Origin of the sequence: Paenibacillus solanacearum, from assembly GCF_910593845.1 — a bacterium.
In the GTDB taxonomy this organism is placed as follows: domain Bacteria; phylum Bacillota; class Bacilli; order Paenibacillales; family NBRC-103111; genus Paenibacillus_G; species Paenibacillus_G solanacearum.
The window spans coordinates 43920-62433 of the sequence record NZ_CAJVAS010000029.1; the positions used below are offsets into that span (position 1 = coordinate 43920).

Consider the following 18514-nt stretch of genomic DNA (forward strand, 5'->3'; position numbering starts at 1 on the left):
ATATCCTTATCATTATTTTGGGGAACGATGTCCCGGTAAAGGAACGAAGAAAATGTCAATAGGCAGCCCATGGGCAGTGCACTAAGATAAGGTTGCATTGAAAATCATTCAATTTTGGTTGGAGGGGTTCAAAGATTATGAAGAGAAAAAAAGCATTGCCGCTGCTGCTGACCATGTCCGTTCTCGGCGCGTTTGCGCTCGCAGGCTGCGGTGCAAAAGATGCAGCTACAGGAGCGACGGGAGCCGGAGAGAAGGGGGAGGTCGTCAACCCGGATGCGTACAATAACGAACCGGTGACGCTGACGTTCTACTCGCATAACGCGTCGGTATTGAACAACGCCGAGCTCGACGCGCTCGTAACGAATGCAATCAAGAGCAAGTATCCGAACATTACGCCGCAGCTTGTCACCGGCACGAACTTGGATAAATTGATCGCCGCAGGCGAAGTACCCGACGTCATTCTGACGAGTAACTACTACTTTCACGACCTGATTCAGCTCGGTCTGGCCTCCGATCTGAACAACTTCGTTAAACAGGAGAAGATCGACTTCGCCAAATTCGAGCCGGAATCGATCAAAGTGATGAAAAGCTTCAGCGACAAGGGCGAGTTACTCGGTGTTCCTTATGCATTAAGCCAAGGGATGATGCTGTACAACAAAGACATCTTTGACAAGTTCGGCGTTCCGTATCCGAAAGACGGCATGACCTGGACGGAAACGATCGAGCTTGCACGTAAAGTGACGAGAATGGACGGCGGTACCCAATACATCGGTCTCGATTTGGGTCAACCGACGACACTGGCGCGTCAGTACGGCTTGCCGGTCATCGACGAGAAGGGCGAGAAAGCCGTTCTGCAAACCGACGCGTTCAAGAAGGTGTACAGCCTCTACGAGAAATTGTACAGCATTCCGGGCATCGTTGAGCCGAAGAAGAAGTACACATACGGTATCGACTTCTTCCTCAAAGATCAGAAGCTCGCGATGTTCCCTTACTGGCTGACGCCAACGACGGCGCGTCTGCCGCAGCTTAAGGAAACGGGCAAAGACTTCAACTGGGATGTCGTTTCACTGCCGACCTTCGAAGAGAAGCCGGGCATCGGCCGCGAGGTTGACTTCCATCTCGCCGTGGTCACCCCGACCAGCAAGAACAAGAAAGCCGCATACGCGGTCATCAAGACGATGGTCAGCGAAGACGCGCAGCGCGCAATGAACCGGGGAACGAGGCTGACGATTCTGAACGATCCGGCGCTCAAGAAAGAAACGGCGATGGATACGAAGCTGTACGAAGGCAAAAACCTGCAAGGCATCTTTAAAGTTAAACCAGGCCCGCTGCCGAAATCGAATAAATTCGATCTGAAAATTTATCCGTTCCTGAACGAAGCCGCCAAAAACATGGCTTATGACGGAAAGGATGTCAATACCGTATTGCGTGAGGCGGAGGAAAAAGGGAACAAGTGGCTGCAAGAAAATAAATAAGGCAATTGTGGGAGAGCTCGCCTGAGGCGCGGCTCTTCTTTTTTGTGCCTTTCTAAAAATATTACAAAACATCCTATTCGATGAAAGGGTTTACAGGGGAAAGGGTGACATCATGTGAAGACTTTAAAACGCATCGCTTTGGGCATCGACAGCTTGATCGAAGCGTTCGCGCAGATCGCGCTGCTGTCCATGATCCTGATCGTTACGCTGCAGGTCATGACACGCAAGTTGTTTCATTTCGTGCTGTTCTGGTCGGAGGAAGTGACGCTGCTGCTGCTCGTCTGGTTCGCTTTCGGGTTGTATTTGATCATTTCCGGTTCGGAGTTTCAAGAAATGGACGGGCGCTACCCCGTCGGAATTCCGCAAGCTGCACGCCCGGCCGATCCAAGGCGCGCAGCGGCCGATTTAATGAGGCTTATTGTTTTTTCGCGATATAGCGTTCATAGGCGCTTCGGTATACTTGCATGTATTCGGGAAGGCCCATCTTTTGTACGGTGTCGGCATATTTGTCCCATTCGCTCATCGGCTCGACGCCGGTAATGAACTTCACTTCCATGTCGGAAATATACGAATGGATCATTGAGCCGACGGACGACATGAACTCGTTTTCTTCCTCGGTGAAATTGAAGTTATACCACAGCTCCTTGACCAGATGCGGCTTCGCTTTGCTTGCCACTTTCGCCGATTGCGGCAGCGACTCCGACCCGCGAAAATATTGTTCGCGCACATAACCGGGATAGCTCCCCCCAAGCCAGGTCACATACTTCGACAGCGCCTGGTCCTGCGTCAAGCCGTCGGGATTTTTCGTAATATCATCGATATATTCGAGTTTCCCGTCGGCGGTTTCGTTGTACGTCTGGCCCTTTACCCCCATGAAGAAAAAGGTCGCGCCTTCTTCGCCGTAGAAGTAATCGATCCACCGAACCGTCGCCTCCGGGTACTTGTTTTTGTTCGTAATGACGAAGGCGCCCGGCCAAATGAGCGGTACCTTCACCTGGGTATACAGCTGGTCGCCATACGGCCCCTTCAGCGCGCCGAGCCCGATATATCCGTCCTGGTTCATCTGCGTTACGGGGTTCGGATTGATGGTCGCCCCGAAGATGCCCTGCTGCCCCTTGGCGTACAATGCGCCGGTTTTGATCGTAAAAATTTCCTTGTCGATCAGCCCCTCCGCATACAGCCTCCGCATGTAATCGATCACTTCCTTGTACTTCGGATCGATGCGGAAGAAGCGCAGTTCCCCCGGCTTATTCGGGTCTATATCGACGTATTTATGGCCGACGCCCCGGTTGCCGAAACCCCAGGCGCCGCGAATTTGCTCGATCAGCGGATTGATGCCGTTGCCGGCGTACGGAATTTCGTCCGGCAGGCCGTTGCCGTTCGGGTCCTGCTCCTTCACCGCCTTCAAATACCGGTAAAATTCCTCGGTCGTGGCCGGCTCCTTCATGCCCAGCTTGTCCAGCCAGTCCTGCTTGACCCACAGCGGCACGCCGATCAGCATGGATAAGAAGCTTGGGTCGTAGAAGGAAGGAAACGAATAAATGCCGCCGTCCGGCATCGTCAACCCCTTGCGCATGTCCGGGTACTGGTCGAGCAGTTTTTTGAAATTGGGCGCGTACTTATCGATGTAGTCGTTAAGCTTCACGAACAGGCCGAGCGATCCGTACCGGAGCAGATCGGCGGTGCCGATGCGGGCCGAATAGAACGCGTCCGGGTAATCGCCGCCGGCCAGCGACAAGTTGCGCAGCGCGGTCAAGTTCTCGAAGGGCACCAGCTGGAAATTGACGTTAACGTTGCTTTTTTGCCGGTACTGCTGCCAGACGAGCGTATCGGCGAAATTATTGCCGTTATTGCCCGACTTCCCCGTAAAGAACGTCAGCGTAATCGGCTCCTTGACAATCGGCATGCCGCTCATATTCATATTTGCTGCGCCGTTAGGCGGTTCCGTCGTTTGCTTTGCCGCGCTGTCCGGCGATGGCGTATTTTTGCAAGCCGCAAGCAGTCCGACCGCCAAAGCGGCGGCGATCGCCACCGCGCCCCATTTGTTCCTCATTGCTGTGTAACCCCCTTGCCGCTCTAAAAAACAGTTACATTGCGGCATTGCTTCATGTAATATAATAAGGGATAGCTGGGCGAATCACCAGACTTTTGGAAGAAGGAGCGTGGATTTCTTGAATGTGCGCTTCATGAAAAGACAGTCGTTGTTCATGAAAATATTCCTCAGCTTCTTGTCCATCATTTTGCTGTTCGTGTCGTTCCATATGATTTCATTCCGTTTTTTTACGAGCGGTATTCAAACCGAAATCATTCAATATAACCGGCTCATGCTGAAAAATTCGGTCGAGCGGTATCAAACCCATTTCTCCCGGCTCAAGACGCTGCTGTTCACTCTGTACAACGACGAAAAGCTGGTCGCCTTCAACCGGCAAATGGTGATGCGGCCGGACCAGGACGTCAACTTCTGGCAAGCCGGCGATATCCTCAAAGTCGTACGCTCTCAAGCCTACAATCCGGTCTATTACTTGGACAACTTGATCGTTTATTTCAACAAACCTTCCTTTGTCATCGAGAAAGAAGGCACGAGCGAGACCTCGATGTTTTTTGCCAGCTTCTATAAGAACGCGCTCTATACGGACACGTACTGGAAAACCCAGTTCGATCGCGGCATCGGCTACAAGATGCACGCCGCGGAATCGTTCGCGATCCGGACGCTCGACTCGGAGACGGAGCGGCAGCTTCTGCCGATTACGTTCCGCCTGCCGGGCGGCAACTACCAGCTGATCGCGATGCTCGACGCTTCCAGTATGATGCAGGCGTTCTACGGGGGCAGCGGGGAGAACACCCAGCGGTTCATGATCCTGAACGAGGACGGCACGGTGCTGTACCGATCCTCCGGCGAAATTACGGCCGGCGAGCTGCCGGTCTTTGACTCCGGACAGGATTATAAGCTGTCGGGCGATTACTATTATTTTATCGATAAAGACAGCGAGGCGAAGCTGACGTACGTGACAGCGGTTCCGTATGCGGAAATCGCTTCCCAGGTCTCGAAGCTGAATTATTCGATGTATATCATCTTGGCCGTCTCGATATTGATCGGCGTGGCGGCGTCGTTGTTTTTCAGCCGGGGCATTCACCGGCCGTTCAAGCAAGTCGTCGCTTCGATTTTGCACCGCAAGCCGGAGCTGGTACCCGTCAAGATACAGGAATTCGATCTGATCCACAAGGAGCTTTACGGGCTGATCCAGGAGAAGGAAGCGATTCATAACGATTTGCTGAATAAAAAATCGCTGCTGACCAGTTACGGCTACATCACCAAGCTCAAATCGATCAATTCGGACATCAATGAGTGGAAAGACATCATGGTGAAGGAAGAGCCTTACGTCATCGTCATGTACCAGCTCCACTTCCGGGAACTCGCTGCGGCGGAACAGCCGATGGATCCGGACCGGGCCGCATACTATATCCGCGAGTACATCCAGGTGCTGATGACCGAGAGATTCCCTTTGTCGCATACGTTTCAGATCGAGAACGATCAGATCTTATCGTTCGTGACGGTCGATGAGCATAACGCCGGCAGCCTGCATGAAGCGCTGGAGCTGCTCAAGCGCATATTGGACCGCGACCGGCAGCTGCTGCTCGTCGCGATCGCGGTCAGCCCGGTGTACCGGCATTCGGCGCAGTTCAACGAAGCGTACCGGCAGGTGCTCGAAATGGCGCAGCAGATCAAGCCGGGCGAGGAAACGCAGATCATAACGGAACCTGCGCCGGCAGCCGGTCATGTAGCCTTCACGCAGCTGCAGGAACAGGAGCTGTATGCGGCTTTGCAGGCGGGCAACGCTGCGGCTTGCAGCCAGCTGACCGATCGGATGCTCGATTTGCTCTCCAAGAAGGGAGCAAGCCTCATTCAATACCGCCGGTTCGCGGAAGGCGTCGCCGAACGAAGCTATCAGATCGCCGAGACGTACGGCTCGGGCGGGGAGGCTCCATTCCAGCAGCGCGAGCTGGAGCTGTTGAAGCACTGCTTCACGCGGGAGGAGTTCGAGCGGTTCTACGACCGGCTGTTCGAAGCATGCGCCGAGAAGATCCGCAATCAAAAGACGGAAAAGGACCATACGATCGAATTCGTCATGAAGTGCGTGGAAACCCGTTACGCCGAAGACATCTCGCTCGATATGCTGGCCGACAAGCTGAATTTGTCGTCCGCATATTTGTCCGTCTATATTAAAGAAAAAACCGGCATGAATTTCAGCGATCACATTAACTCGATCCGGATCCGCAAGGCGAAGCAGCTGCTGTCGGAAACGAATATGATCATTCACGATATCAGCTTGCAGATCGGTTACCGGAACGTCACGTCGTTTAATCGCATGTTCAAAAAACTGACCGGCATGTCGCCCGGCGAATTCCGCAAAAATCAGGTCGCTCACGGCATGATGGATGAGCTGTCGGGTCAGGAAGCGTGAACCGGCCCGTAAGCCAAACCGCATGAATACGAAGAAACCTCTTCGGCTCATGCGGTTTTTTCATGTTCTTCCGAATTTTTGGGTTACAACGATTTTGTACATATCGCATCCGCAGTCTCTGCGATAGGCTGAATGCAGCGGTCTATTATTGCTTGTGGGGAGGGCGATGGATTTCAACAAGATTCGGAACGGGTTTCGCGACGAGATGACAGCGCTGAAGCCGCTGCTGCATGCCGCTTATCAGAGCATACATGCGTACCAAATGCAGCGCAGTTCGGACAAGGAACGTTGCATGCGGGAGGCGATAACCGAAACGGCAGCGATTTTGCGGTCGTTTATCGGCCACATCCCTCCTTCGAAGGGGAAGTATATCGCAGCGCTGCAATGGCAGGAGGAAATGACCTCATCCGATCTGATCATGTGCTTTGATCAGGCCGTATACGAGCTTCATCTATGGACGCTGTTGCAGGAGCTTGGCATCAAGAAGGGACGGTGGGCCCGCGGCCGGCAGCCGTGGAGCCAGGAGCTGAGGGCGCTGCTCGATGAACGCAGGTTCGTCGACAAGAATCAAGACGAAGGCTCTCAACCTCCCCGGGAAGAATGGTTCAAGGCAAGTGGAACCCCGGCATGCCGGGGCACAGCCCAAGGGGCCGCGTGTATTGTTCACGGCAAAGACGATTTTCATAAGGTGTCGGCCGGTATGATCGTCGTGACCGGGATGTCGACGCCGGATTTCACGTCGATCGCGGGGCTGATGGCCGGACTCGTCACGGACCGGGGCGGCGTCCTGTGCCATGCTGCGATTTTGGCCAGGGAATACAATATTCCGTGCGTGGTTGGATGCCTGAACGCGACGGAATCGATCGCGGACGGGGAATGGATTCGGCTCGATGCCGTCTCGGGCGTCATCATGGGAACGTGACATGCAACCCAAACAAAGGCTGAAGTGCGGATTGCCTGGCCCACATGTCAGGATTGGACAAATGGAAGTTTGTTTACAGCATGGCTCCCGGCGCGGAACACGCTTACAATGAGGAAAGCGATCAATATCACGCTTGGGAGAGGAATGGATGTGCACATGACGAAACCGTTGGCGCAAGAAACGAAGCTGTTTTACCGCAAGCCGGCCAAACGCTGGCTGCAGGCGCTTCCGCTCGGAAACGGCCGGATCGGAGCGATGGTTCACGGACAAGTGAACCGCGAAGTGATTCAGCTCAACGAAGATACGGTATGGGCGCGCGGACCGCATAACCGCAATAACCCGGACGCGCTCGAGGCGGTCGGAGACATTCGCCGGCTGCTCGCGGAAGGCCGGCTTGAAGAAGCGCATGATATAGCTGACATGGCGATGATGGGCGTCTCCCGCAGGCAGCCGCCTTATCAGACGCTGGGCGAAATGAACTTTTATTTCCCGGGACATGGAGACGGGGCGGCGGTGGACTATTACCGGGAGCTGGACCTTGCGACGGGGATCGCCAAGGTCGTCTATCGGATCGGAGATACCGTCTATACGAGAGAAATGTTCACGTCGGCGCCGGATCAGGCGCTTGTCGTCAGGCTGACGGCGGACCGGCCGAACCGGCTTCGCTTCGGCGTCAATCTGTTTCGCAAATTCGACTCGATAACGGCGCCGGAAAGCGCGGATACCGTCAGTCTGGACGGCCAGTGCGGCGCTTGGGGAACGAAGTTCCATGTGCGGCTGAAGGCCGTCATCGAGGGCGGCGGCCGTTCGCGGACGCTGGGCGATCATATTTACGTGGAAGAGGCGGATGCCGTTACGCTCGTGATGACAGTGTCGACCGACTTCCGGCATGCGGCGTATCGCGAGCGGTGCAAGGAGGAACTGGAACAAGCAAGCGGCAGGCCGTACGACGAGCTTCGCGACAGGCACATCGCGGAGTATCGTTCATGGTATGACCGGATGTCGCTGGCGCTTGCGGGAGAAGGGCAGGAGGATCTATCGCTTATTCCGACGGATGCGCGGATTGCCCGCGTGAAGGAAGGCTGTGAAGATGTCGGCCTGATGGCGCTGTACTTCCATTACGGCCGTTATTTGCTGATCAGCAGCAGCCGGCCAGGGACGATTCCCGCCAACCTGCAGGGGATCTGGAACGACAGCTACATCCCTTCCTGGGATTCGAAATATACGATCAACATCAACATTCAGATGAATTATTGGCCTGCCGAAGTATGCAACTTATCGGAGCTGCATCTGCCGCTGTTCGATCATCTGGAGCGCATGCTGCCAACCGGTCAAGAGACGGCGCGCGTCCATTACGGCGCTCGCGGCTTTATGTGCCACCACAATACCGATCTGTGGGGCGATACGGCGCCGACCGACTTCGCCCGGGCCGGCTTGTGGCAGATGGGAGCGGCATGGCTGTGCTTCCATTTGTGGGATCATTATACGTACACGCTGGACCGGCGGTTTCTCGCTGAGCGGGGGTATCCGCTAATGAAGGAAGCGGCGCTGTTCATTCTCGATTTCATGTTCGAGGATGAACAAGGCAATCGGCATATCGGGCCGACGGTATCCCCGGAGAACATATATCGCCTCCCGGACGGCCAGACCGGCCGCCTCTGCATGGACCCGGCGATGGATATCCAGATCGCCAGAGGGCTGTTCGAGCGCTGCATTCAGGCGGCTGAGCTGCTGGAGACTGACGAGACGCTGCGAAGCGAGTGGCGCGCAGCGTGCGCGAAGCTGCCGGAGCCGAAGATCGGCAAGCACGGCCAGCTGCAGGAGTGGGACGAAGATTACGAGGAGGTCGATCCGGGCCACCGTCATTTGTCCCATCTCTTCGGCATATTCCCGGACGATCAGCTGCTTCGCGGCGAAAGCGTGTCACGCGCGGCCAGAGCGGCGCTCGAACGCCGTCTTCAATACGGCGGCGGAGGGACCGGCTGGAGCCTGGCGTGGATTGTCAGCCTGTGGGCGCGGTTTGGGGAGGGCGATCGCGCATGCGAGATGATCGCGAAGCTGCTGCGCACCAGCACGGCCGACAACATGCTCGACCTGCATCCTCCGCAAATTTTCCAGATCGACGGCAACCTGGGAGCGACGGCGGGCATCGCCGAGCTGCTGCTGCAATCGCATGAAGAAGCGATCCGGCTGCTGCCGGCGCTTCCTTCTTCATGGACGGATGGCGCGGTGGCAGGCCTTCGCGCCCGGGGCGGGTTCGAAGTGTCGCTGGAGTGGAAGGACGGTACGCTGGCGGCGGGACAAATCCGCTCGCGGGCCGGGGAACGCTGCCGTCTGCTTGCTCCGGTACCGGTCCGTATCGTGTATAACGGGACCGTTATCGCCGGCAGCAAGACGCCGGGCGCGATCGTTGAATTTGCCGCAGCCGCCGGTGAGACGTACGACATTCGGGTCGGCTCGTAAATCGGGCGAAAGCCAAAAACACCCTCAGTCGATTGCAGCCGTTCCTCGCATCACAGGCGCGACTTGCAGCTCTGAGGGTGTTTTTTTGCAATCAACGCAGCCTGCGCTCCTTCTTGCGGAAGGAAGTGGGGGACATGCCGTAACGTTTCTTGAACACGCGGTGGAAGTACGTGTAGCTTCCGAAGCCGCATGTGTCGGCTATTTGCTCGATCGTCATCGATGTATGCTTCATCCGCTCCATCGCGCCGGACAACCGCACCTCGAGCGCATACTGCATGATCGTCTTGCCGTAGCTTTCCTTGAAGAAATGCGAAGCGCGGGAGACGCTTAGCCGCGCATGTGCGGCCACGTCCTTGATCATGAACGTTGTCTGCGCATGCTCCTCGATGAACTGCTTCATCTTCACGGCCGTATACAGCCGGTGGCTGGAGGACTGCGTATCCGCAATGGCCCGCTCCAGCGCAAGGCAGAGCGCCCGCAGCAAATATTCGGTCAGCTCCACGTTTTCTTCGTCCAGCCGCCGCGTTTCTTTAATGATTTGCCTCCATAGGGACAGCACCGTTTCGTTCGGCTCAATTCGGATTTTGACCGGCTTTTGAGAGCGGTTCCACCACTCGTCGATCCATTCGCCTTTGCAAAATAAGTAAAAATCGCCGCTCGCGATTTTTGGACTTTTGCCGCCGATTTTCAGCTCGTAAGAACTGCCCGGCTTCAACAAAAGGAGGTCGCCTCGCTCGACTTCAAATTCCGCCCCATCCAGCCAAACGGTGCATGTTCCCTCGGTTTGCAAACGGAACAAATAGCTGGGCAGAGCCAAATTTTTATTTCCCCTGTCGCCGCGTTCAAGGTGGAAAGAATACCCGCAAAGCGAAATGCTTCTCTTTACAATATCACCATAAAAGTTAGCAGAATTGTTCATGTTTTTATTATATTGCTTATTCCAAGGCTCGACAACATGATTTAGTATGAAATTGTCGAATTCACTAGTGTGATTTTGGGGGGATAACGTATGAAGAAATTGTTAAAAAAACAGGCATGGCTCGGATTGTCCGCGCTCGTATTGCTAGCCGGCTGTGGTGGCGGCGGAGCGGGGGATGCGAAGAATGCAGCGGCGCCGAAAGAAGATTTGTACAACAATGAGCCGGTGACGCTGACCTTTTATAACCATAACGCAGGCATCCTTGGACAAGCCGATTTGGATTCTCTCGTAGGGGCGCCGGTCAAGGCGAAGTTTCCGAACATTACGATCCAACTCGTAACCGGTACCAATCTGGACAAGATGATCGCCGCGGGCGAGCTGCCGGACGTTATTTTGACGAGTAACTATTATTTGTTCGATTTGATGCAAAAGGATTTGGGCACCGACCTGAACGATTTGATCCGCCAATACAAGGTGGACATGAGCAAATTCGAGCCGGAAGCAGTCAACTTGCTGAAGAAATTCGGCAAGAAAGGCGAAATTTACGGGATTCCGTATGCGATGAACTACGGCGTCATGGCGTACAACAAAGATATCTTCGACAAGTTCGCCGTGCCGTATCCGAAGGATAACATGAGCTGGAACGAAGTGATCAACCTGGCGAAGAACGTAACGCGCATGGAACAAGGCACGCAATACGTCGGTGTCGACATGGGCGATCCGCAAGTGTTAAGCCGCGCATATTCGCTGCCGGTTGTGAACGACAAGCAGGACAAAGCAGTGCTGACGAACGATGCGTACAAAAAGGTGTTCGGCTTGTATGAGCAGCTGTACCGCATCCCGGGCATCGTCGATCCGAAGAACAAGTACACTTATGGCATCGACTATTTCTTGAAAGATCAGAAGCTCGCAATGTATCCGTACTGGATCGCGAACCTGACGACCCGTCTGCCGCAGCTGAAGGAAGCGGGCAAAGATTTCAACTGGGATGTCGTATCGTTCCCGTCGTTTGACGACAAGCCCGGCTATGGCCGGGAGATCGACTTCCATCTGGCAATGGTCACGCCGACAAGCAAGAACAAGAAGGCCGCTTACGCTGCGATCCAGTCGATGGTCACCGAGGAAGCGGAGAAGACGATGAACAAAGGCATCCGCCTGACGATTCTGAAAGACCAGGAATTGAAAAAGCAGCATGCGAGCGATACGAAACTGTATGAAGGCAAAAACTTGGCCGGCATCTTCAAAGCGAAGCCTGCGCCGCTGCCGGAGCCGACGCAATTCGATATCAAGATTTATCCGTTCCTGAAGGAAGCGGCCAAAGGCATGGCGGCCGAGAAGAAGGACGTCAATACGGTGCTTCGCGAGGCGGAGGAAAAGGCCGACAAATATATTAAAGAAGAAGGCACCAAGTAATAGCGGGATGATCGGCTTGCCGGCGTATAGAAACCTTGAAGGAAACCTGCTATAATGTGGGGAAATCGAGGTGATCGCTATGGTGAAGAAGAAGAAACCGGCCGTGCCGCAGGCGACTGCGTCTCAGGATAAGCAGCCTACGCTGAAAGATTTGCTGAATCCCGAAATCGTATCCAAGCTGAAAGCGCAAGGAGACGCGTGGAAGGCGGAAGAAGAAGCGAAACGCGAGGAAGCGAAGAAGCGGGCGCAGGATGCGCAAAAGGCGGAAAAAAAGCGGCTTGAGAACGATTTTGAGTATTTGCTGAACAATAGCAGCGCCGATTGGCGCAAACATAAGTAACGCAAGAGCGACAAAGAGTCCGTCTTCAGGGAAAGCCTGAGACGGACTCTTATTTTAGCATATAATCCAGATTTTATAGGTTTTCGGTGTTTGACATGCAGGCTTGAATCCAAGACAGGAGGGCTCGGTGTGAGTGAGCCATATGATGCGTTTGCCGCTTTTTTTCTGCAAGTGCCCATTGACATCTACGGCGTGTTTCAATCGACGCTTCCCCAGGGCTTGCATCAAGGGCATAAAGCGAAGCCAACGACCAAAAGCGGAATTCTGATCGCACTGGGGGGCGAAGCGGATTTTATCTATGAGGGCAGCAGCAGCTATGTCTTGCGGCCGGGCATGACGGTGATCGGCGGCTATAACCGTTCGATGGAAATTGCCGTGCACTCGGAGGAATTTGAATATTTTTTGGTGCACTTTTTGCCTGTGGCGCCGGAATCGGAGCAGGCGCATTTGAGCAGGGAAGTCCATATGTTTCATAACGATCTGGACGCGGCGCTTTTGCAGGTGATGAAAGAACTGCGGCGGTACTCGACAGGGCTGGGCCATCTTGAACTGCTGGAGAAGAAAACGCTGTTCTACCAGTTGGTGAACAAGACGCTGGCTTACGAGCGGTATCTACAAAATAGCGAGAGCCACACGATCATGGAACAGACGATTGCGTACATCCGTCAACATTACGCGGAGCCCATCACGTTGGAAAGCTTGGCGGGGCAGCAGGGGATGAAGGCAAAATATTTTTCGCATCTGTTTCAGAAGTATACGGGACTTGGTCCCATTCACTACTTGATCCAGTACCGGATGAAGATAGCGTATGAGCTGCTGATGACGACGCCGTTTGCCGTGCGGGATATTGCCCGCAGTGTCGGGTATATGGACGCGTATTATTTTAGCCGGTTGTTCAAGAAGCATTACGGCATGTCGCCAACTGCGCTGAAAGAGAGTGAGTAGAAGGAATAAATCCATGCGTCGATCGGGAAAATATCTATTTGCAGGATCGGGACAGGGTGATACGATATGATCGATAATGATAATCATTATCGATCATATACCGCGATTTACGAGAGGGAGATTCAGATGAAGAGGCGTTATATGCCGCGGGTCACGGCGTGTGTCATGGCGCTGCTGTTTGTGGTGGTCAGCGCATGCTCCAACAACTCGACTTCCAGCAACGAGAGCAGCCCTTCCGCAAGCGCTCAGCCGACGAAAGCGAGCTTTCCGAGAACCATAGCCAGCGCCAAAGGGGATATCACCATCTCGAAAAAGCCAGAGAGAGTCGCCCTCGTTCACTGGGGTCTGACCCAAGACCTGCTCAGCTTCGACATTCCGTCGATCGGCGTGGCGTTGCCTTTTACTGAGAAACAGTCTGTATTAGACAATGCTGTGTACAAGCCGTATACGAGCAAGTTTAAAGGGATCAAGATTGTCGGCGAGAATACCGAAGTGAATTTGGAGATACTGCTGCAATATGCTCCGGACCTGATCATCGCCGGAACGGAAACGAATCAGAAAGTGGCTGATCAACTTGCAAAGATTGCGCCGACCGTTTTTCTCGATGAAAAAAAGATGGATGTTTGGAACGACTGGCAGGGTGTGATGACGAAATTCGGCGAAATGCTTGGGCAGGAAGACGCGGCGAAGCAAGCGATCGATACGTTTGCGGCTAAAATCGCGCAAGCGAAGGATCAGCTGAAGAATGTGCAGGGCAGCGTGGCTTATCTCCAAGTGAGGGAGAAACAGATGTGGCTGCAGGGCACGAAGTCCGCCGGCCATTACTATGAGCCGCTCGGTCTGAAGCCGCCGGAGCAAGCGAGCGGGGGAGGCGCAGCGCTTACGTTGGAAGGCTTAATTCAAATCAATCCGGATTATTTGTTCCTGGGGTACTTTAATTATACGGACACCACATTGCCTGCGCTTGCCGACGAGTGGGAGAAAACGGACGTATGGAAGACACTCAAGGCCGTGAAAAACAATCAGGTGTATAAAATCGACGGCTCGCTTGCTTATGGCTATGGGCCGATCAGCAGAGCGTACGGGGTCGATGCGATTGTGAAGGCGTTAAAATAGACGGCGGAGCCGTTAATCTTTGTCATGATCGCTCCGCTCTGCGTCGCAGCCCGAGCAAGCCGAACAATCCGAGCAGCCCGATCCATCCCCAACCGCGGCCGGTTCCGGTTGCGGCAGCGGCGCGAAATACAACAGGTTCATCCCCGGTCGCTCCCCAGCGGCCTCCGGTAATCCCTGCCGGATCGGTCAGCGGAGCGGGGCCGCGCGAATGGGAATGAAGCGTTCTTTCGAATGAATGCGACATAATCGTCTTGGAAAAGCTGACTTGGTCCGCGTTGGTCGGGTTCGTCGCCGAAGGATCGACGGCTTGCTCGGCATAGGCGGACGGAGCGGCTGAGACCGCCCCGAAGAGCAGCGCAAGCAATAGGAAGGCATAAGCTTTCATGGACAGTTCCTCCAGGGACTATATTGTAACCTTGTCCCTTATCATTTCACGGCGCTGGTTGCAATATGCTCTACACTATAAGTCAGCGCTCAAGTCATCGTCCTGCCCGATGCGGAACTTGCCGATTTCCGCGATGGATTCATTCAAAGTTTTACATTCGCTTAACGTTCGGCGTGTTTCCCCTTTACATTCAACCGTTACGATAAACGAGTAAACCAAAACGCGAGAGAAAAAGGGAGGACATGCTGAAATGTTAAAGCAGCTGTCAAAGAAAAGTTTTCGTATGGGTTTGATCATGATGCTTTCCGTTGGAATGATAACGGCTTGCGGCCAGACGCAAGCGCCGGCTTCCAGCGCAAGCGGGGACAATAAATCGGGCGGCTCGACGCCGGCGCCGGCCACAGCTGCGATCCAGGGTACCGTCACTGCGTCGGGCTCCAGCGCACTGCTGCCTCTGGTCAAAGCGGCAGCCGACGAGTTCATGAAGAAAAATCCGAAGGTGACGATCAACCCGACGGCCGGCGGCTCCGGCACAGGCTTGAAGAACGTCGCGGACGGCACATCGGATATCGGCAACTCCGATATCGAAGCGGGTCCCGAATACAAAGATAAAAACTTGGTGGATCACGTCGTCGCCATCGCGCCGTTTGCGCTAATCGTCAACAAAAACGTCAAGATCGACAACTTGACCAAAAAGCAGGCAGCCGATATTTTCCAGGGCAAAATTACGGATTGGAAAGAAGTCGGCGGCGAACCGGGTAAAATCGTCGTCATCCATCGTCCGGACAGCTCCGGTTCCCGCGCTCTCGTGAAACAGATCGTGCTGAACAACCAGGAGTTCACGAAAGACGGCGTGACGCAGGAATCGAGCGGCGCGGTAGCGACGAGCGTCGGCCAGACGGCCAACAGCATCGGCTATGTCGACACGCCTTACCTTAACGATTCGATCAAGGCGCTGAAGTTCGAAGGCGTGGCGTTCAGCAAGGAGACGATCAAATCCGGAACGTATCCGCTGTACGGGGTAGAGCATATGTACACGAAAGGCGAGCCGAAGGGCGCGACCAAAGCGTTCCTCGACTACATCATGAGCCCGGAATTCCAGGATAAGAAAGTCGAAGAGCTGAAATTTTTACCGGCCAATCTGTTGAAAAAATAAGACTGCCGCAAGGCGGTGCCCAAGCGGGCTGTGACGATCCGTCACAGCCCGTTTTGCGTATCCGGACGACGTACGCTCATAAAAAATAGCAAGGGAGGAAACATATTATAAATCGGTGCGAAGGAGGTGTTCGATGATGGAAGCTTCATCGCCCCAGCAGCCCTTGCTAGCGGAGCTGGCCGGCAGCCTGCAGACGATCAAAAGCGCCTTCGGAGGCAGCACCGACATCGTGATCAAGGAAATACCGATCGGCTCCGGCGGCGGTATGCAAGCAGGCATCATTTATACGGACGGCTTGGCCGATACGGCCGGCATCCTGGAAGCGCTGATGCTCGAAGTGCGGGAGGCCGGATTTGACCCGGACCGGGCGGCGGGAAAGTCGCCGCTGGCCATACTCAAAGATTTCATAATTGCGGTCGGCGACGTTCGGGAGATCGCCGACTATGACACGCTATATACCGCGGTACTGTCCGGCGATACCGTCATTTTGCTGAACGGCTTCGCACAGGGGCTTGCCGCCAGCAAACGGCAGTGGAAGGACCGCGGCGTAACCGAGCCTTCGGCGCAGACGGTCGTACGCGGGCCGAAGGAAGGCTTCTCGGAATCGCTGCGGACGAACACCGCCTTGGTTCGAAGGCGGATCAAGGATCCGCGTCTGTGGCTGGAGACGTTGCCTATAGGCCGGGTGACCAAGACCGATGTGGCCATTATGTATATCAAAGGGATCGTGAATGAAGACGTGCTTCGGGAAGTCCGGACGCGGCTGGGCCGGATCGATATCGACGGCATTCTGGAGAGCGGCTATGTCGAGGAGCTGATTCAGGATTCGACGCTGACGCCGTTCCCGACGGTGTACAATACTGAGCGCCCCGATGCGGTAGCGGCCGATTTGCTGGAAGGCAAGGTTGCGATTCTCGTGGACGGCACCCCGTTCGCGCTGACGGTGCCGGCGCTGTTCATCCAGTTTTTCCAGGCGAGCGAGGATTATTACCAGCGCTGGGACTTTGCGACGCTGCTGCGGATATTGCGGTTCATTTCTTTGTTTATCGCGCTGCTGGCGCCGTCGCTCTACATCGCCATTACGACATTCCATCAGGAGCTGCTGCCTACGCCGCTGCTGATCGGCCTCGCCGCCCAGCGCGAAGGCATACCGTTCCCTGCGTTCATCGAAGCGGTCATGATGGAGCTGACGTTTGAAATTTTGCGGGAAGCCGGTGTGCGTATGCCGCGGGCGATCGGACAATCCGTATCGATCGTGGGAACGCTGGTCATCGGCCAGGCGGCGGTCGAAGCGGGCCTCGTGTCGCCTGCGATGGTCATCGTCGTCGCGATCACGGCGATCTCGAACTTCGTCATTCCCGCCTTCAATATGGGCATTTCCGTCCGCATCATTCGCTTCGCGCTGATGGGCCTTGCCGCGACCTTCGGACTATTCGGCGTCACCGTAGGGCTGGTGGCGCTTGTTCTGCACTTGTGCAGTTTGCGTTCTTTCGGCGTTCCGTATATGGCGCCGTTCGCTCCGTTTATTCTACAGGATCAGAAGGATTCGATCCTTCGCCTGCCGCAATGGGTGCTCTTCTCGCGGCCGCGGCTGATCAGTCAGAACAATATGATCCGGGAGCAGAATCGGGCGCCGGCCAACTCGACATCCAAGAAAGGCCGGTAATATGCTCGTAAGACGACGCAAGGAAAGGAGCGGATCCGATGAGACGATGGGCCGCAGCGCTGCTGGCGCTCACGATCCTGACGGCGACGACCGGCTGCTGGAACCGGCGGGAGCTGAACGATCTGGCGATTACGGTCGCGATGGGCATCGACCGGATCGGTGACGAATTTCAGGTATCGGCTCAACTGGTGAATCCGAGCGAGATCGCTGCGCGAAAAGGCAGCACCAGCAAAGGGGCGCCGGTCGTCACGTACTCGAAGACGGGCGGCACCGTGTTCGAAGCGCTTCGCAAGATGACGACCGAGTCGCCGCGAAAGCTGTATTTATCCCACCTGCGGATGCTGATCATCAGCGAATCGCTGGCCAAGGAAGGCATCGCCAAGCTGCTCGACGTGTTGTCGAGGGCGCATGAGCTGCGCACCGATTTTTTCATCGTCGTCGCCCGCGGCTCGAGCGCCAAGGAAATGCTGGAAATCTATACCGTACCGCAGGAAATTATACCCGCGAACCACATGTTCAAGACGATCGACACATCCAGCGCCTTGTGGGCCGCATCGGGCAAAAAAACGATCGACGAGCTCATCTCCGACATGATCAGCAAAGGCAAGGAGCCGGTGCTGACGGGCCTTGGCATCGCCGGGGATCGGAATATGCGGGAGACGAGCACTGAGGAAAACGTGCGCCATATCGTCCCTTTGTCGAGGCTGCATATCGCCGGTCAGGCGGTATTTAAAAATGACAAGCTGATCGGCTGGCTGAACGAAGAGGAGAGCAAGGCGTACAATTACGTTCTCGGCAATGTCAAGGGAACGGCCGGGGAGCTGGCTTGTCCCGAGGGCGGCAAATTAACGGTCGAAGTTATACGCACCCGGGCCCAAGTCAAAGGCAAAATAAAGGACGGGAAACCCGCAGTGGACGTGGAGCTTCGAATCGAGAACGACGTGACGGACGTGGAATGCGATATCGACCTGGAAGACGTCGGCACGATCGCCGAGCTGGAGCGGACTGTCGAGAAGAGAGTGAAGCAGTTCATCGTTCATACGGTCCGCAAGGCGCAAAATCAATGGCATGCCGATATATTCGGTTTCGGCGAAGCGATTCACCGGGCGGCGCCGAAACAATGGAAGACGCTGCAGCATGAATGGGATGCGGCGTTCTCCGAGCTGCCCGTTGCCGTCAAGATCGATGTCAAAATTCGCCGTCTGGGCACCGTGTCCGATCCGTTTATGAAATCAATGAAGGAGTAGAGAA

General features: G+C 55.1%; 15 protein-coding genes. 11 read left to right on the forward strand and 4 right to left on the reverse strand.

The features are described 5' to 3' along the window. The first annotated feature begins 137 nt into the window (after nt 1–137). Nucleotides 138–1475 carry an ABC transporter substrate-binding protein gene (locus tag KXG62_RS23850; RefSeq protein WP_218094523.1) on the forward strand — a complete coding sequence of 446 codons (1338 nt, stop codon included), beginning with the start codon at nt 138–140 and terminating at the stop codon, nt 1473–1475. Between the two features lie 123 nt (nt 1476–1598). Here the strand turns inward: KXG62_RS23850 and KXG62_RS23855 are convergent, their stop codons facing one another. Further along, entirely contained in the window at nt 1599–1805 is a 207-nt protein-coding gene (locus KXG62_RS23855) for a hypothetical protein (RefSeq protein ID WP_218094524.1), read from the reverse strand. An 85-nt stretch (nt 1806–1890) separates the two neighbouring features. Further along, nucleotides 1891–3528: a type 2 periplasmic-binding domain-containing protein gene (locus KXG62_RS23860; protein ID WP_218094525.1), complete on the reverse strand. Its 1638-nt coding sequence runs from the start codon at nt 3526–3528 to the stop codon at nt 1891–1893. A 109-nt stretch (nt 3529–3637) separates the two neighbouring features. Here KXG62_RS23860 and KXG62_RS23865 point away from each other — a divergent pair, with 109 nt between their 5' ends. From KXG62_RS23865 to KXG62_RS23875, 3 genes are all read left to right on the forward strand, one after another. Continuing rightward, nucleotides 3638–5938, forward strand: a complete 2301-nt coding sequence (locus tag KXG62_RS23865; protein ID WP_246627610.1) for a helix-turn-helix transcriptional regulator — start codon at nt 3638–3640, stop codon at nt 5936–5938. Nucleotides 5939–6104: 166 nt separating this feature from the next. After that, nucleotides 6105–6860, forward strand: a complete 756-nt coding sequence (locus KXG62_RS23870) for a PEP-utilizing enzyme (protein WP_218094526.1) — start codon at nt 6105–6107, stop codon at nt 6858–6860. Between the two features lie 156 nt (nt 6861–7016). After that, on the forward strand, nt 7017–9323 hold the full coding sequence (locus tag KXG62_RS23875; protein ID WP_218094527.1) for a glycoside hydrolase family 95 protein: 2307 nt from the start codon (nt 7017–7019) through the stop codon (nt 9321–9323). A 91-nt stretch (nt 9324–9414) separates the two neighbouring features. Here KXG62_RS23875 and KXG62_RS23880 read toward each other — a convergent pair whose 3' ends face one another. Further along, entirely contained in the window at nt 9415–10140 is a 726-nt protein-coding gene (locus tag KXG62_RS23880; RefSeq protein WP_246627611.1) for an AraC family transcriptional regulator, read from the reverse strand. Nucleotides 10141–10332: 192 nt separating this feature from the next. Between KXG62_RS23880 and KXG62_RS23885 the strand changes: the two genes are divergently transcribed. The 4 genes from KXG62_RS23885 (at nt 10333) to KXG62_RS23900 (ending at nt 14056) form a co-directional block, all read left to right on the forward strand. Further along, nucleotides 10333–11655, forward strand: coding sequence for an ABC transporter substrate-binding protein (locus KXG62_RS23885; RefSeq protein ID WP_218094529.1), 1323 nt, complete (start codon nt 10333–10335; stop codon nt 11653–11655). 79 nt (nt 11656–11734) lie between these two features. Continuing rightward, complete coding sequence (locus KXG62_RS23890; protein ID WP_218094563.1) at nt 11735–11995, forward strand: YqkE family protein; 261 nt, start codon at nt 11735–11737, stop codon at nt 11993–11995. 129 nt (nt 11996–12124) lie between these two features. Next, complete coding sequence (locus KXG62_RS23895; RefSeq protein WP_218094530.1) at nt 12125–12940, forward strand: helix-turn-helix transcriptional regulator; 816 nt, start codon at nt 12125–12127, stop codon at nt 12938–12940. 126 nt (nt 12941–13066) lie between these two features. Then, complete coding sequence (locus KXG62_RS23900; protein ID WP_218094531.1) at nt 13067–14056, forward strand: ABC transporter substrate-binding protein; 990 nt, start codon at nt 13067–13069, stop codon at nt 14054–14056. 22 nt (nt 14057–14078) lie between these two features. Here KXG62_RS23900 and KXG62_RS23905 read toward each other — a convergent pair whose 3' ends face one another. Then, nucleotides 14079–14441, reverse strand: a complete 363-nt coding sequence (locus KXG62_RS23905) for a WGxxGxxG family protein (RefSeq protein WP_218094532.1) — start codon at nt 14439–14441, stop codon at nt 14079–14081. Between the two features lie 250 nt (nt 14442–14691). Between KXG62_RS23905 and KXG62_RS23910 the strand changes: the two genes are divergently transcribed. The 3 genes from KXG62_RS23910 (at nt 14692) to KXG62_RS23920 (ending at nt 18510) form a co-directional block, all read left to right on the forward strand. Further along, a complete protein-coding gene (locus tag KXG62_RS23910; protein ID WP_218094533.1) occupies nt 14692–15597 on the forward strand; it encodes a phosphate ABC transporter substrate-binding protein in 906 nt (301 codons plus the stop codon). 133 nt (nt 15598–15730) lie between these two features. Next, entirely contained in the window at nt 15731–17263 is a 1533-nt protein-coding gene (locus KXG62_RS23915) for a spore germination protein (RefSeq protein ID WP_425517373.1), read from the forward strand. 38 nt (nt 17264–17301) lie between these two features. After that, nucleotides 17302–18510 carry a Ger(x)C family spore germination protein gene (locus KXG62_RS23920; RefSeq protein WP_218094534.1) on the forward strand — a complete coding sequence of 403 codons (1209 nt, stop codon included), beginning with the start codon at nt 17302–17304 and terminating at the stop codon, nt 18508–18510. The last annotated feature ends 4 nt before the right edge of the window (nt 18511–18514 follow it).

Bases quoted from the DNA above. Each gene is read 5' to 3' on its own strand.
- KXG62_RS23850 (WP_218094523.1), top strand. From the start codon at position 138: ATGAAGAGAAAAAAAGCATTGCCGCTGCTGCTGACCATGTCCGTTCTC.
- KXG62_RS23860 (WP_218094525.1), bottom strand. From the start codon at position 3,528: ATGAGGAACAAATGGGGCGCGGTGGCGATCGCCGCCGCTTTGGCGGTC.
- KXG62_RS23870 (WP_218094526.1), top strand. From the start codon at position 6,105: ATGGATTTCAACAAGATTCGGAACGGGTTTCGCGACGAGATGACAGCG.
- KXG62_RS23875 (WP_218094527.1), top strand. From the start codon at position 7,017: ATGACGAAACCGTTGGCGCAAGAAACGAAGCTGTTTTACCGCAAGCCG.
- KXG62_RS23885 (WP_218094529.1), top strand. From the start codon at position 10,333: ATGAAGAAATTGTTAAAAAAACAGGCATGGCTCGGATTGTCCGCGCTC.
- KXG62_RS23890 (WP_218094563.1), top strand. From the start codon at position 11,735: ATGGTGAAGAAGAAGAAACCGGCCGTGCCGCAGGCGACTGCGTCTCAG.
- KXG62_RS23900 (WP_218094531.1), top strand. From the start codon at position 13,067: ATGAAGAGGCGTTATATGCCGCGGGTCACGGCGTGTGTCATGGCGCTG.
- KXG62_RS23905 (WP_218094532.1), bottom strand. From the start codon at position 14,441: ATGAAAGCTTATGCCTTCCTATTGCTTGCGCTGCTCTTCGGGGCGGTC.
- KXG62_RS23910 (WP_218094533.1), top strand. From the start codon at position 14,692: ATGTTAAAGCAGCTGTCAAAGAAAAGTTTTCGTATGGGTTTGATCATG.
- KXG62_RS23915 (WP_425517373.1), top strand. From the start codon at position 15,731: ATGATGGAAGCTTCATCGCCCCAGCAGCCCTTGCTAGCGGAGCTGGCC.
- KXG62_RS23920 (WP_218094534.1), top strand. From the start codon at position 17,302: ATGAGACGATGGGCCGCAGCGCTGCTGGCGCTCACGATCCTGACGGCG.